General features: G+C 33.9%; 14 protein-coding genes. 3 read left to right on the top strand and 11 right to left on the bottom strand.

Going from position 1 to position 15,501, the window contains the following annotated elements; all coding sequences use genetic code 11:
* Positions 1–86 precede the first annotated feature (86 nt).
* Both ACTND6_RS03035 and ACTND6_RS03030 read left to right on the top strand, forming a co-directional pair.
* Complete coding sequence (locus tag ACTND6_RS03035; protein WP_441021727.1) at positions 87–1,262, top strand: GTP-binding protein; 1,176 nt, start codon at positions 87–89, stop codon at positions 1,260–1,262.
* 1 nt (position 1,263) lies between these two features.
* On the top strand, positions 1,264–2,205 hold the full coding sequence (locus ACTND6_RS03030) for a TIGR03943 family putative permease subunit (RefSeq protein WP_178175710.1): 942 nt from the start codon (positions 1,264–1,266) through the stop codon (positions 2,203–2,205).
* Between the two features lie 34 nt (positions 2,206–2,239).
* Here the strand turns inward: ACTND6_RS03030 and ACTND6_RS03025 are convergent, their stop codons facing one another.
* Positions 2,240–3,373 (bottom strand): acyltransferase family protein, encoded by a 1,134-nt coding sequence (locus tag ACTND6_RS03025; RefSeq protein ID WP_441021725.1) that lies wholly within the window; start codon positions 3,371–3,373, stop codon positions 2,240–2,242.
* 254 nt (positions 3,374–3,627) lie between these two features.
* Between ACTND6_RS03025 and ACTND6_RS03020 the strand changes: the two genes are divergently transcribed.
* On the top strand, positions 3,628–5,994 hold the full coding sequence (locus tag ACTND6_RS03020) for an LTA synthase family protein (RefSeq protein ID WP_441021723.1): 2,367 nt from the start codon (positions 3,628–3,630) through the stop codon (positions 5,992–5,994).
* 19 nt (positions 5,995–6,013) lie between these two features.
* On the opposite strand, the gene ACTND6_RS03015 is transcribed toward ACTND6_RS03020, so the two are convergent.
* From ACTND6_RS03015 to ACTND6_RS02970, 10 genes are all read right to left on the bottom strand, one after another.
* Positions 6,014–7,309, bottom strand: coding sequence for a carboxylesterase/lipase family protein (locus ACTND6_RS03015; protein ID WP_441021721.1), 1,296 nt, complete (start codon positions 7,307–7,309; stop codon positions 6,014–6,016).
* A gap of 25 nt (positions 7,310–7,334) precedes the next feature.
* Positions 7,335–7,904, bottom strand: a complete 570-nt coding sequence (locus ACTND6_RS03010) for a TetR/AcrR family transcriptional regulator C-terminal domain-containing protein (RefSeq protein WP_178176126.1) — start codon at positions 7,902–7,904, stop codon at positions 7,335–7,337.
* Between the two features lie 2 nt (positions 7,905–7,906).
* A complete protein-coding gene (locus ACTND6_RS03005) occupies positions 7,907–8,473 on the bottom strand; it encodes a manganese efflux pump (RefSeq protein WP_441021719.1) in 567 nt (188 codons plus the stop codon).
* A gap of 211 nt (positions 8,474–8,684) precedes the next feature.
* Positions 8,685–9,302: a pentapeptide repeat-containing protein gene (locus ACTND6_RS03000; RefSeq protein ID WP_441021717.1), complete on the bottom strand. Its 618-nt coding sequence runs from the start codon at positions 9,300–9,302 to the stop codon at positions 8,685–8,687.
* A gap of 95 nt (positions 9,303–9,397) precedes the next feature.
* Positions 9,398–10,069, bottom strand: coding sequence for an acyltransferase (locus ACTND6_RS02995; protein ID WP_441021715.1), 672 nt, complete (start codon positions 10,067–10,069; stop codon positions 9,398–9,400).
* A gap of 15 nt (positions 10,070–10,084) precedes the next feature.
* On the bottom strand, positions 10,085–11,911 hold the full coding sequence (locus ACTND6_RS02990) for an LCP family protein (RefSeq protein WP_441021713.1): 1,827 nt from the start codon (positions 11,909–11,911) through the stop codon (positions 10,085–10,087).
* Positions 11,901–12,686, bottom strand: a complete 786-nt coding sequence (gene srtB / locus ACTND6_RS02985; RefSeq protein ID WP_441021711.1) for a class B sortase — start codon at positions 12,684–12,686, stop codon at positions 11,901–11,903. Before srtB ends, ACTND6_RS02990 begins: the two co-directional genes overlap by 11 nt.
* Before the next feature lie 71 nt (positions 12,687–12,757).
* Positions 12,758–14,275: a BCCT family transporter gene (locus tag ACTND6_RS02980; protein WP_441021709.1), complete on the bottom strand. Its 1,518-nt coding sequence runs from the start codon at positions 14,273–14,275 to the stop codon at positions 12,758–12,760.
* The gene (locus ACTND6_RS02975; RefSeq protein WP_441021707.1) at positions 14,268–14,993 is read right to left on the bottom strand and encodes a sugar phosphate nucleotidyltransferase; all 726 of its coding nucleotides are present in this window, start codon (positions 14,991–14,993) and stop codon (positions 14,268–14,270) included. The genes ACTND6_RS02980 and ACTND6_RS02975 overlap by 8 nt, the downstream gene beginning before the upstream one ends.
* Positions 14,990–15,403: a phosphotransferase family protein gene (locus ACTND6_RS02970; RefSeq protein WP_441045049.1), complete on the bottom strand. Its 414-nt coding sequence runs from the start codon at positions 15,401–15,403 to the stop codon at positions 14,990–14,992. The genes ACTND6_RS02975 and ACTND6_RS02970 overlap by 4 nt, the downstream gene beginning before the upstream one ends.
* Positions 15,404–15,501 lie beyond the last annotated feature (98 nt).

Below are 15,501 nucleotides of genomic sequence, written 5' to 3'. Positions count from 1 at the left end.
ATTCTGAATATTTCAAAAATCACTTTACAACCAATATTTGACGACTTTGTTATAATGATAAAGCACGTGAAAGTGAGGATAAAAAAATGAGTAAAGTAGATGTCATTAGCGGATTCTTAGGTGCTGGTAAAACAACATTGATTCAGAAATTAATCAAAGATGTATTTGCGGGCAAAAAAGTAGTATTAGTAGAAAATGAATTTGGTGAAATTGGTATTGATGGCGGTTTCTTACAGGAAGCTGGTATCACAATCAATGAAATTAATGGTGGATGTGTCTGCTGCACATTGCAGGGAGATTTCCATGATGCTCTGGAAAAAGTTGAAAATACATACCATCCTGACCATATCATCATTGAACCAAGTGGTGTAGGTAAATTATCAGATATTCTTTCTATCGTAAAATCTGTAGAAGGATTGGAGCTCAACAGCTATAGTGCTGTCGTAGATGCGAAAAGATGCAAGATCTATCACAAGAACTTCAAAGAATTCTTTGATGATCAAATTTCTACAGCTTGTTGTGTTATTTTAAGTAGAACACAGATGGTCAATGAAGAAAAATTAAATGAAGATGTTTCTATCATTCGTGAGCTGAATCCTGATGTAAGAATCATCACAACACCATGGGATGATCTCAATGGGGAAAGTATCTATGAAGCAATGACTGGTTCCAGTAACGGCTTCCCTGAAGGTCTGGAAGAATTAGATTTTGATGAAGAGGAACATGAACATCATCACCATGATGAGGACGAACATGAATGTTGTTGTGGACATCATCATGACGAAGAGCATGAATGCCATCACCATCATGACGAAGAAGAACATGAATGCTGTTGTGGACATCACCATGATGAAGAGCATGAATGCTGCCACCATCATGATCATTCCGAAGAAATTGAACATGCAAATGAAGGCTTAAGTGAAGGAAATAAAGTACATATTGGTGGAGGTGAACATGAACACCATCACCACCATCATCACCATCACGGATTAGATGCAGATGATGTATTTGATTCTATTGGTATTGAAACAGTTAACCGTTATACAGAAGACGACATTCGTGAAGCGCTCAAAGGCCTTGGCGAAAATATCGTTCGTGCGAAAGGTATCGTTCCTGCAACAGATGGATCCTGGTTATTCTTTGACTATGTTCCTGGTGATGTAGATATCCGTACAGGTAAAGCTGCCTATACTGGATTGATTACTGTCATTGGTGAACATGTTGATGTAGAAAACATTAAGACATTATTTAGGGTGAAGTAATATGGCAACACCTGTATATTTATTCACTGGTTTTCTAGATTCTGGAAAAACAACATTAATTAAAGATACATTAAGTGATCCAAACTTCATGGAAGGTGTATCTAGAACTTTAATTGTCTGCTTTGAACAAGGCGAAGAAGAATATGAAGAAGACTGGCTGAATGATCATCATGCATTTATTGAATATGTTGATGATGTGGAAACATTTACACCAGAAAAGATGCATGAATTAGATACAATCTATCATCCAGATCAGGTATTCATTGAATGGAATGGTACACTGGCAATTCCTGAAAGTATCATTTCTAACATGCCTGATTTCTGGCCACTTGTACAGATTCTAACACCAGTAGATGCTTCAACATTTGCTACATTCATGGGACCATTACGTCAAATGATGTATGAACAGATTCGTTATTCTGATACTGTTATCTGTAATCGATGCACAGAAGAAACATCCGGAAGCATGCTAAGAGGAAATATCAAAGCAATTAACCGCAGGGCACAAATCTTCTATGAAGGAAATTTTGGTGAAGCAATTGAATTAAAAGATGGTGGTCTGCCATTTGATATCAATGCTCCCATCATTGACATCAAAGATGATGACTACGGATTATGGTATATGGATGCTGTGGAAAATCCAGATAAATATGATGAAAAAGAAGTTATTCTTCGTGGATACTATGCTGAAAGTATTCCAGGCTATCATCAGACATTTATTATGGCTAGACGTGCAATGGTTTGCTGTGCAGCAGATACATCTGAATGCGGTATTACAGTCACAGGTGTAAAGATCCAGGAAATGACAAAAGGCAACTGGTATGAAGTACAAGGGCATCTCAAAACAATCCCTATGGAAAATGGCGGTAAAACATGCGTTCTATATGCAAACCGTATTTCCAACTATCATAAACCAGAAGATGAATTTGTAACCTTTAATTAGCGAAAAAGATGACGTCGACGTCATCTTTTTTTCATTATTCTTCTATTACCAAACGTTCATATTTCTTCCACAATGTTTGAATATTCTGGGAAATGATGGAACTCAGTTTCGATACAATTTTTGTAAAGAATATCTTGTAGATTGCACTGATGATGAATGATAGGATTGCTAAAGAAACAGCCATAAAAACAGCACATATAAATGCATGTTCTATACCAAATCGACGCAATATTGAAAATTCAATCACTGGTCTAAAATATCTTCTAAAAGCAAGATTTTCATGAAATATATACACAAGTAATGATAAAGAAGAAAAGTAATTTATCGTACGATTGATAAACTTCTTTTTTTTCATCATATTAAATGAAGAAAATGCAATCAGAAACATAAATAAACTATTATTCATATTCCAGCGTACGAGTCTATTTAAAAAATAATTTGTTCTAAGCCCAAGATAATCCACACTTAGAATCAATACAACATAGCTAACGATAGAAACAAAAAGAATACCTTTATTTAATTTTAGATTTTCTGTCCATTCATTTTTATAGGTTTTTATAAAACTGACAATGACATATGTTGCAAGGAAAATCACTAATTCATTTGCAAAGAACAAGTTGATTTCCTCTAAAGGTAATACAGGAATAATAAAATAAATCATAAATAAAAAAGATGTTAAGGCAAAATGTTCACTTATATTTAACTGTTCCAGCATGCGATTCAAGAATGGATGAATCAAATAAAACAACAAATAACAAGTAATATACCAATTGTTCGCAAATGTTGTTGGAAAGAATGTTCTTACAGTATCAGATATCTGAAATTGTATTCCAATTGCATGCAACCCCCAAAAAACAATCATATTGATGATCCACACATCAAGTACCATATGAATTACTTTTTTCAAACTCATTTTTTTACTGTTCACTAAAAACCATGCAGAACATATAAAAAACATATTATTTCCTAATGCACCACAAATTCTAAAAAGAGCCAGCAGCAAAACATACAAATCTGTTGTTGCAGTAGCAATATTAATAAATGTTCCTTCTCCTATTCCTAAAACATAGTTTGGTTCTGTTAAAGTTTGTATTACATGTGATAATACAATCAAAAAAATGGCAATCACTTTATATAGTTCTATGCCCGATTCTCTTTCTTTTTTCATTCTTCCTCCAGTTTCAACAAGTTCATTATCTAGTGATTCATCAAATTCCGTTCTAAAATCATCTCACATTTTCTAAGTTTTTATAAGACTCAATGATAAAATGTCTAACAGATGTTATTCGCTTCTATCTTATTGTATAACTTTTTTCTCATCTTCACTGAATCTTCAGATTTTCACACGTTTTTAACAAGATTTTATATGCGAAAAGTGCTAAACTATAACGGTTATAAAAGAAAGTGAAATTTTTGTGAAATATGTTGAAGAAATTAAAACGGATATTTTCTATTAAAAGAATTGTGTGGTTCTTATTTGTTTCAGGGTTATTTCTTGTATTATATACACCACACTTGTCATACCATGTAGATCTAGATAGCTGCAGTGAAGGAACGATTGTACTTGCCAACTACAACACTGATCGTAACGAAGAAATCTTCGAAACATACAACTACAACGGTCATAAAACATGGTACGATGTCGCACCATATTATAAAGAGATTGCAATTACGAATGTACCTATCGTAACAAACAGCCTGCAGATGCAGCTGCAAGGTGTAAAGAGCATGACCATCAATAAAATTACATTGTCGTTTGGTCCAATGACTGTTCGTGAATATACTTCCAGCAACTTTACATCTCAATTAGCAGGTTCCCAAGGCATTGATATCTCTCTTGAAAATGATCAAATTCATTTGAATCTGCAGAATGTAGAAGGCTGGGTACAATTCCAGACAGAAGAATATCTTCCAAAATTTATTATCATTCAAGTTTATGCATTTATCATGGTACTCGCATGGATCATTGCGGTAATGATTGATAAACATTTAGAATTATCTAACGCCATTCCATTAAATGAACTCATGTTACTCGCAGCTCCATGCTGGGTATTCTTCATGATGGAGAACATATTAGGCAACTTCTTCTATATTAATACTGGATTACGTTTATTAAACGTCGGTATTATGATTGTCATCTACAAGATTTTCCATCTCATCTGCTTTAGAAGGCCAATGGGATTAAATCTTGCGAATATCACATTTACACTCTATGCAATTGTTTCCACATTTGTAGTCGTATTTAGAAATCGTCCAATTGCCCCTTGGGACTTTACAGCACTCGGAACTGCAATGGATGTTGCCGCAAACTATGATATTCGTTTAAATTACATTATGATTTTTGCATTCATCGTGGATGCAATGTTATATCTCGTTATGCGTTGTGTACCAAGAGACAAAACAAAGATCAATAAATGGTATACAGCGTATCCAATCATTGTACTTGTCGTTGCATTGTTCTTTAACAGTATTGGTTCTTACTATTTATGGGATATTCGATTACTATCCACATTCCAGAATGAAGGTACAACTTTAACTTTCACGGGTCTGGTTCGTCAGTTCTTAGAAAACCAGCCAACAAAACCAGATGGATACAGTGAAGATAAACTCAATGCATTAAAAGAAGAATACAGTACAAAAGCAAAAGCAGATGCAGAAGCAGATGAAAAAAACACAAAACCAACAACAATCATTCAGATCATGAATGAATCATTCTCTGATCTAGATATTGGCGGCACAACGATTGCCGAAGGCATGACGCCTTACTTTAATTCCTTAGAGAATACGATTCGCGGAAATCTCTATGTATCTGTTCGTGGCGGTGGTACATGTAATACAGAATATGAAACACTCACAGGTAACTCAACAGCATTCTTCCAGGCAGGTGTATATCCATACAACATGTATATGAACCGTTCTGTTCCTTCAACGATTTCTTATATGAATCGTAATGATTATTTAACAACAGGCATGCATTTAGGCAAATCAACAAACTGGAACAGAAGAACTGCATACCAGAAACTCCAATTCAAAGATACGGTTTTCGCAGAAACATTTGATGGTTTAGATACAATTCACGGTTATCCAACAGATGAACAGGATTTTGAAAAAGTTATCGAGAATTACGAAGAAAACAAAGGTAAGAATCAATTCTTATTCAACGTTACTTATCAGAACCACGGCTCTTATAAAAATGCGGATGATTTAACGCAGACTGTAGATCTTACAAGCTATGGCAATGAAAACTATGACACTGCAGAAAACTATCTTTCATTGATCAAACTAACAGACGAGGCTTTTAAAAAACTCATTGCATACTTTGAGAATGTCGATGAAAATGTCATGATCATCATGTATGGTGACCACCAGCCATCCCTTGGTTCTGCAAGTGATCGTCTCTTCTTCCCAACAAGTGGAACGCCAGAAGAAGATATCAAGCAGTATGTTACACCATTCTTGATCTGGGCAAACTATGACATTGAAGATCAGACATATGACAAGCTCAGCGCAAACTATCTATCTAGTTTAATTCTTCACACAGCGAATATGGAACTCACTCCATACCAGCAGTTCTTGTATGAATTAAAAGATCAATATCCTGTTATTTCATTATATGGATGTTATGATGCTGAAGGTAACTTCTATGAATCTGTCGATGACATTGATGATGAATGTATTCAGGAATATAGAATGCTACAATACAACAACGTATTTGATAAAAATCGTGATGTTGAATTATTCTACCCAAAAAGCAAAAATGACAAAAAAGCAGATGCGTCTACGGACTAATCTGCTTTTTTTTGTCATCTTACATAAAATTTCTAACAAATTGTTCTTTCTTTGTATATGGTTTCCATTGAGCACCCGGATCATCATCTTTCATGAAATTTGTCCACGCAGTAATCATTGCTTCCGACAAACGATAATCACGTGCATTCATATTTCTCCAGCAGCGATCCAATGTACCAAACATATACCACAATTCAGAAGAATGGAATGCACCAGCATCATCTGATGGTAAATTCTTAGAAAAATAATACATATAACAAGGCTTCTTGGAATAAATCAAACGAAGCTCTAGAAACTTCATACATCCCTCATAGAACTTTGATTTTCTAGCATCTGTACCTTTTTCAATTGTTATATCATCACTTGTCATACCAATCATATAAGGAATGTTATGAATTCTGCCATTCTTTGCGGCAACATCCATATCTTCCTGCAGAAGATATCCATCATTCACAGGACCAAACGCAAGCCCGCCACATTCTTTATATAACTCCGGTAAAATGGAAACAAGTTTACTCGCATCCAGTTTTCTAAGTGCATTGACATTTTTCACTTTGCACAGCTTACGAATCAAATCTCCTGTATGATATGCATCACTCATCTTCTTTGTACGTGTGATGCCATTTTCCACCCCTGCACCTGACTGGAAAATTGCACTATGGATCAAGCCTTTCGTTAAAGGCGAAGTAATCAGTGCCTGTGTGCTCATTGCACCTGCAGACTGACCAAACACCGTAATTCTGTTACGATCTCCATGAAATGCATCAATATTGTCATACACCCACTGCAAAGCCATGATTTGATCTAATAAGCCATAGTTTCCTGTTGTATGGAATGTATTCTCTTTTGTTAAGACAGGATCTGCATAAAATCCAAATACACCAACACGATAATTCACTGTTACAAGGATAACATCATGAGAGGCATATTTTTCTCCATCAAATTCCATTTCTGAAGAAAAGCCATGATCAAATGCACCTCCATGGATCCAGAATGCCACTGGAAATTTCCCTTCTTTCTTTGGCACCCAGATGTTCAAGTACAAGCAATCTTCACTTTGTGGAGGCAATGGATACTTTGGATCCGTATAGAATTCTTTCCCATAGAAACCTTCCGTTGGATCTGCCTGAGGACATTGGCTCTTGAATTCCAATGCTTCATAAATCCCATCCCATTTTGCCTTTTTCATCGGTACTTTAAATCTTCTATCTCCTACAGGAGCTTCTGCATATGGTACTCCTCTAAAGATCATAGAATTCACTTTAGATTCGCCTTCTAATATTCCTAGTTTTGTTTTTACTTGTATTGTTTTCATAGTAACCTCTAAAAAAAGAACTCATTCATTTGACTTCTTTTACATCCGCAAAGTCAAAGAATGAATTCTTCATAAGATCAAGTGTCATTTGTTTTGTTTCTTCAACACTTTTTGCACCACCAATTTCGTTGACAAACATACGAATATTAAACGCTAAAGATTCTGCATCATATCGAGACAATAATTCATTTGAATATTGAGGAAGAAAATTTTCTTTACGATATTTTTCCAGAAATTTCATGACTAATATTCTTAAGTTATCACGAATCATATCTTCAAAGCTATTCTGTCCCGTTACGTGATACGCAATACGGTAGAATTGCTTGTTTTGAATGAGAACTTCAAGCGCAGCTGTCAGAGCTTTTTCAAAATCGCCACTTTCTACGTAATCTTTTGTGTTTTCTACAATGTCATGATAAACGATCCAATTCAGGCAATCATATTTATCACTGAAATAGTTATAGAATGTAGCACGAATGACTCCCGTTGCATCACAGATCTGTTTGATTGTAATCTTTTCAAACATATGACGCAGCATCAGACTTCTCAAATTCTCAGCCAAAGATATTTTCATGAGATTTTTATGATATTCCATAATTACCTCATCACTATATAAGTAGTTATCAAATAAATGCCGAAGACTATCATAAGAATTCCACCAACCAATCGTATGATTCTTTGATACTTCGCACCACAATTATACCCTATTAGCAGTGCAGTTGACACAGCTAAAAATGTAATTACGAAAGAAATAATCAATGCATTAATTGCATGAACTTCCAAAAATCCATACGCTACACCAACAAAGAATACATCTATACTTGTAAATAATGCCTGCTTCAATAACACTTTACAATCAAAGCTAGTATCAAGTCTTTCTTCAAAATCTTTGTTTAAAACTGCTTTTGTTGCGATCACTGTACCAATAATCAAAATAATCAGACAAGCAATTGCAATTTCAATTTTTACTCTTGCAATACTGACTATAAATGGTTTGCTACACAAAAAACCAAACATAAACATTCCCATCGCTACAAATGCAAATTCTAGTGCGTACGTGGAAATTTTCTTCATATTCATATTTCTTAATTGTGCACCTTTATTCATCATCAGCACAAAACTATCAATGGACAATCCAAAAAAAATCATTATCTCCTTCAGCATGTTTCTCTCCTTTTCTTCAGCATTCATATTTTACATAAAGAATCAAACAATTGTGATATACAATCCTATACTTTTGTTCATTCGTAAAAAAAAGACCTGTTGAAACAGATCTTCTGGGAGGGAAAGAAATTATTCTTCTTGAAAACAATTATATATTACACAGTAGTTGTGAGAAATATATGTGTAATTTGTGAAAGTATTGTGAAAGTAGTTACTTAACAATAATTCCTAACAGTTGTGCTAAAGCAACTGCCTGTTCACGATTGACAATCATCCCTTTTAAATTTTCTGGCTGTGTAGCGATAGATTCAATATTACTTGAAGATACATCAATACCCGATAGTTTTGTCTGGTTAAATTCACTGGATGTAAAATCACAATCTTTGACGTTGATATCTTTAAGCTTTACATTATAGAAGGAAGTTTCCTGAAAACACATTTGTTTCCATTCCACATTTTTCCATGTTGATTGATTCAGATTTGCCAATAAAGCAAGGGAATCATGCATCGTTACATCTGTAAAAGAACAATCCGAGAAATCGATACCTGTCATCCTGCAATTACGAAAGATGCATCTTCGAAAAACAGATTCACTGAAACAAGCATTAGATAAATCACAATGATCAAAAATCACATCCGCAAATAAACAGGAAATCATTTTTGAATGGATGGATACATTTTTAAATTCACACTCAAAAAACTCTTGTTGGTACAGATCATCTGTAATACTATCTTCACTGAAGCATACATTATCCATACGGTCATTGATTTCATTACAGTTACATAGAACACATTCTTGTGAAAATTTCGGTAATACTGTTTTTTTCATTTTGCATTATCCTTATCAATTGCTTCACTTGTAAACAACATACATTCATTTCCCTAAACTTACAAAAAGAGTATACTCCAGTATACTCCCATTCATCACACATTTTCTTGCATTTTAATTGTTCCATCATTCTTCCAGATGCTATTTTCAGGAACAACACCTCTTACACAGCTTGTAGGATAAACTCTGCTATTTCTACCAATCACTGTACCAGGATTCAATACACTATTGCATCCAACTTCAACATGATCCCCTAGCATAGCTCCAAACTTCTTTAAGCCTGTTTCTATTTCTTCATGATGGATACGATCATGTACAACAACCAGATTCTTATCACTCTTAACATTAGAAGTAATCGCACCAGCACCAGTATGTGCATAATAGCCAAGAATGGAATCACCAACATAGTTATAATGTGGTGTCTGCACATGATCAAATAAAATGACATTCTTCAATTCACAGCTGTTACCAACAACACAATCTTCTCCAACCAAAACAGAACCACGAATAAATGCACAATGTCTAACTTCAGTATTCGCACCAATAATACAAGGTGCACCTAAATATGCAGATGCAAATACATGTGCCGTTTTATGAACCCATACATGTTCTTTCACTTCGTCATATTCATCCTTTGGCAATTGAGAACCAATTTCAACAATCATATCTTTGATTCCTTTTAATGCTTCCCATGGATATGTAAACTTAGATAAGTATTCTTTTGCCTGTGTGTGATCTAAATCGTATAAATCATTTATTGTGTACATACATTTTCCTTCTTTCTATTCTTCTACATCTTCATTGTATGTATTTTCATCCGTACTATTATAGTCCTGATTATCATCATCTTCACTATAATTTTGATCATACGATGGTTCTTCATAGTCAGTAGAATCTTCTACAGGTTCATTATAATCATCTTCTTCGTATTGATATGTTTGATTTTTTTGTGAATTCAGTGAGATATGATCTGCAGAATAATCTGACGTAATTCTTCCTTCAGGCAATTCTTCCTGTGTAATTGTTTCGCCATCCATGACTTTTTGAATTTCATTTCTTACAAATTCAATCTGGTTATCATATGGATACACAACAGATAAATATTGACCTGTTGCAGAAGCACAGATTTCCATACCTGTTTCACCACCAACATGATAATTCACAATATTCCATTCAATTCCTTCATCTAATTGCTTTTGTGCTAATGCATACAAAGAATTTGGGGAAATATTTGTTAAGAACTGTCCATTAATCTCATTTAACAATGAATCAAATTTTGTGATGATATCTTTTGATGTTAATTTATCAATAATTGCTTTCATTACAATTTGTTGATGCATATTTCTATCAAAATCTCCACCAGGCAGATTTTCTCGTTCGCGACAATATAACAATGCGATATCCGCAGGCATAGATATTTCCCCTTCATAGAAAACTGTACCTGTAATTGCGGTAAACGTATATGGATTTTGGATTGTTACTCCACCAAGTGCACTAACAATTGACATAAATGTCGTAAAGTTTACGATAACATAGTTTGGAATTTCAATACCATAAATATTACCCAATCCCTTTAATGTATTATCAATACCTGCTAATCCAAGATGTGTTAATTTATCTCTCTTATCGTTGTAATATGGATTCTTTATCCAGGAATCTCTTGGCAGATTAGAAATAATTATTTGATGTGTATTTGGATTTACGGTAACCGTCATATCAACATCTGTTCTTCCCTCTAAAGATAATGCACCTGTTGTATCATTTCCTCCAAAGAAGATTGTAAATGGTTTTGTAGTCATATCTACCGCAACTGTATCAGAAGCAGATGCATCAATTGGACGATCAAATGAATATAGAATCTTCGTGTCTGTTTCAAAATTCTCAAATCCCTGAATATCTGAAATGGTTCCCGCTAAAGCTTCTGACATAATAAGAATATCAGTGTGATTATCATAAAATGCCTGAACTGCATCAGATAATGCATTTTTATCAATTGTCTGTACCTGTTTTCCACACAATTGTTTTAACTGTTTGAGTGCGTATTGTTGATTCGTTGTATCTGTTTCAATTGTTGTACCATATACCGCATCTGCATAATCCTTCATATCGACATTTTTAAAATTTCCGTTACTATCCATTTCTGGCAGTGTAATCACATTTCTAAAAGTGTCAGGATATTGTGATTTATATTCATCCGTTAAAACATATAGATTAATTCTTACTTTATCTCCTAAAGCACTTTCAAATAATTCAGTAATTTTATTTATATAGTAAGGTGTTAATACAGATACAAAACCCAAACATAACGCAAGCGTACAGTTAATAAACTTTTGAATTCTATTTCTCGGAGAAAAAACAGCTGTAAAAATACCTGTTAAAAGTAATATCCCCACCAATAAAAACAGTATTAAAAATGACCATTTCTTTGGAAACATAGGCGCATTAAAAAGAACTAAAAACGTCGCAATGGCAGATATTACAAGCAGCATCCAGTAAAATTGAGAAGATAGTCTTCTCTTTCTTTTTTTCTTCTTTTTCTTTTTTCTTTTTACTGGTTGAATCATTTGAACATCTTCAATGTATTCTTCGTTTCTATGCTTATTGTGCATTATTATCCTCTTGAACTAGTTTCCCAATCAGAACATATCTACCATCACTTCTATCATAATTACATGTGCTTAACATAATCATACGATCCGATGCTTCAATAGACTGCTCAGATGTAAATGTAGACGAACTCACAAAGCGATTTACATAAGACATAAAATCATTATCATCGCTAAAAGACGTACGAACATAATCATCTTGTCCATCTGTCACAATACCAGCAACTGGGTAAACATCATACGTCGCTGCTTCTGTGTATATATGAATCACTTTATGGCCATCATAATATGAAGCATCTTTGTACTTCTCAATAGAAGCAAACATTGTCCCATTCTTCATGTTATGCGCATAAAGAATTGTGTTCTTATCACTGAAGTCTCTATTGTTATTCACATCCATAAATACGCAGCCTGAATTATTATATGTTCCATCAAATAAATGTCTTAAATAATATTCATTGTCTGTACCTTGTACAAATGGATAATCAACTGTACTGTCATCCAGTCTGATCCATCCAACAAAATCACCATTGATTTCTTTCAATTTTTCCCAATCAAATTCAGGTGCAGTAACTGTATTGCCACTCTCATCTGTACTTGGCTTTTCAATCACAACTGATGGTGTCAGTTTTTCATACGTTTCTTTGCTTTCTTGATATTCATGTAATTCTTTATAAAGATTCCATCCTGAAAAACCAGCTATGATTAAGCAAACTACTATTACAATATCTGATAATATTCTTCCAAATTTTGTTAATTTTCTTTTTTTCTTTGCCATAGACATTATTTTAAATGTAATCCAGCTATGATTCAAGGAAGCTTAAGGAAATCATAATAACTTTAGTATCATTACTTCTCACTCAGTTCTTTTATATATTGCTCTGCATCTTTCAAGAAACTCATAGAAATCAAAACAATAACAATTCCAATCGGAAATGCCGCAACAATACTGACGGATTGCAAATTACTCATAGAACTATCCGCAAATAATAATGCAATTGGCAATAATATCAATAATATACACCACATTAATTGTACTGCCTTATGTGGCTGTTCATCTTCTTTTAAAGAATGATAACTATAACATGACGCTGTTAAAGCAATAGAGTCAAAAGAAGTCGCATAAAATGCAATCATTGTAAATAATACAACAACCATGATAACTTTAGAAAAAGGCATTGTTTCAATCATTGATACAATTAATCCATACATGTCACCACTCGCAAGATAGTTTGAGATAAAATCTACAGCACCGCTCATCTGCAGTCCCATGGAATAATTTCCCAAAACAATAAAACTAACCAATGTAGATCCAACGCCAAATACATAACCACCCAAAATTGTCTGGCGAACTGTTCTTCCTCTAGAAATATTTCCAATAAAGAATGGCGCCGCAACACACCAGACCATCCAGTATGCCCAGTAATAAATTGTCCAGTTTTGTGGAAAATTAGATGTTCTTAGAGGATCTGTATATGTAGATAATCCTATGAAATTCTGAATCATTGTACCAAGAGATGCAAAACCTGTTTCAATGATATATCTTGCCTGTCCACCAAAAACAAATACAAATGCAAGCAGTCCAAAAAACATATAAATGCAAGCATTTGCAAGATAACTGATTCCTTTAAAACCATGTAATAAAGAATATGTGTAAACTGCACATGTAATCAAAAGAATAATCACATTGATCGTAGTTCTATCTACTGCGAAATGAAATAATCTTTCAATGATTGCGGCCATCAAAGGCGTCGCAACACTAAATGTCGTTGCAGTACCTGCAAGTAAAGCAAATACTGCCAGCAAATCAATCACTCTTCCAACAAATCCATCCGTATGTTCACCAAGGATTGGTCTACATGCTTCTGAATATTTCTGACGATTCCTTTTTCTTACATGAAGCATAAAACCAAAGGCAACTGCTAAAACAAGATAAAAGGACCAAGGAATAAAACTCCAATGGAATAATGGAAATACACCAGCCCATTCCTGAATATTGCCTAATTCTTTAATATGTGGATCTGTCGCATATAAAATCCATTCAGAAAATGAATAAAACAAAATATCTGCCGCAAGTCCACACGTAAACATCATGGAACCCCATGCAAAAAATGAATATTTTGGCTTTTCATTCTTTTCTCCCAAAACAATATCTCCATATTTAGATAAAGCAATATAGAAGGATAATAAGAAAATACCAAGACCAATCACCAAATAATAGACACCAAATGTATCTCCAAAAAAGAAACGAATTTCCGATAAAACTACATTAGATTGTTCTGGCATGAAGAAAAACAAAACGCAAAGAACAATAATCAGCGTTAAAGGAACAATTGTGATCATCCAGTCTATTTTTTTCTTATTCATGATTTTTCGCCTCATAGTTTACATATTTCTTATCTAATTGAATCAATTCATCATAGTTATCAATTTCAATCACATCATCCTTTTCCATAGGATAAACACCTAACTGATATTCCTGTGGATAACAGAACATCGCTACATCATCCCAATAAATTTGTCTATTTTTCTTCTGTTCAAATTCTATTTCCAGATGATGTTTTAGTTTCTTTCCATCTTTTTCATTCCATCTTGAGATACTATAAAGCTGCCATCCTTTTTCTCCACCAGTACGACTACAATGCGTCACAATACCGTTTTCTACTGTCTGCAGCCATTCATCTGTTTTAGTTTCCGTATAAATACTGTTATATCCAGATTTATCAAACTCTTTAAAAAGAATCTTTGGATTATAAATAATCTGATCTCCATCTAAAATAATTGCATTGCAGATATAATCTCTTGCAACATATAAAGATGCAATATTATTACAGGAATCATAATAAGGATTATCGATAAGATGAATATCTGGGTACTTCGTCAGCAACGCATTAAATTTGTCTTTCAAATATCCCACAACAACATAAATATCGTAAATATCATTTTGATGCAGTGCATCAATGACAGTATCAATCATTCTTTTTCCATTTACTTCAACCATTGGTTTAGGAGTATCTAAAGTCACTGGATGCATTCTACTTCCAGTTCCTGCTGCCATAATAATTGCTCTTTCAACTTGATTCATAAATTTTTCCCCAGCTCTTTTTCAACAATACGATAATAATCTTTTGCATATCGATATTGTTTTAAAGAATATTCACCAAACTCAACACCAAGATTTCTCTTATATTCACACCAGTTGCTCCAGAGAAGTCCACATAAAGCTATATAACAATAAATCTTGATTCGCGTTTCTTTTGGACAACTTCCATCAAAATACTGATCAATCAACATATCCACATGTTGTCGATCATATAATGCATATATGCAAAACATCGCAATATCCACATGTGGATCCTGCATGCCAGCATATTCCCAGTCAATCAATCGCACACTTCCATCCTCAACAAACAAGAAATTATCAGGAACTGCATCGATATGCGTTAAGCAACGCTTCTCAATATGTTTTTCCACAAAATTTCTTAATCGGCTAATCTACAATCGTGTGGTTGACAAATGGCTTATTTACGCTTAAATCTAACCCTTTCAAGAACTAAATGGCGCAGAATTCTATTAGATTTCGGCCATTTTTC

Source organism: Bulleidia sp. HCP3S3_C9 (assembly GCF_052064035.1).
Classification (GTDB): Bacteria; Bacillota_I; Bacilli_A; order Erysipelotrichales; family Erysipelotrichaceae; genus Bulleidia.
This window is presented reverse-complemented; position numbering and strand designations above follow the sequence as displayed.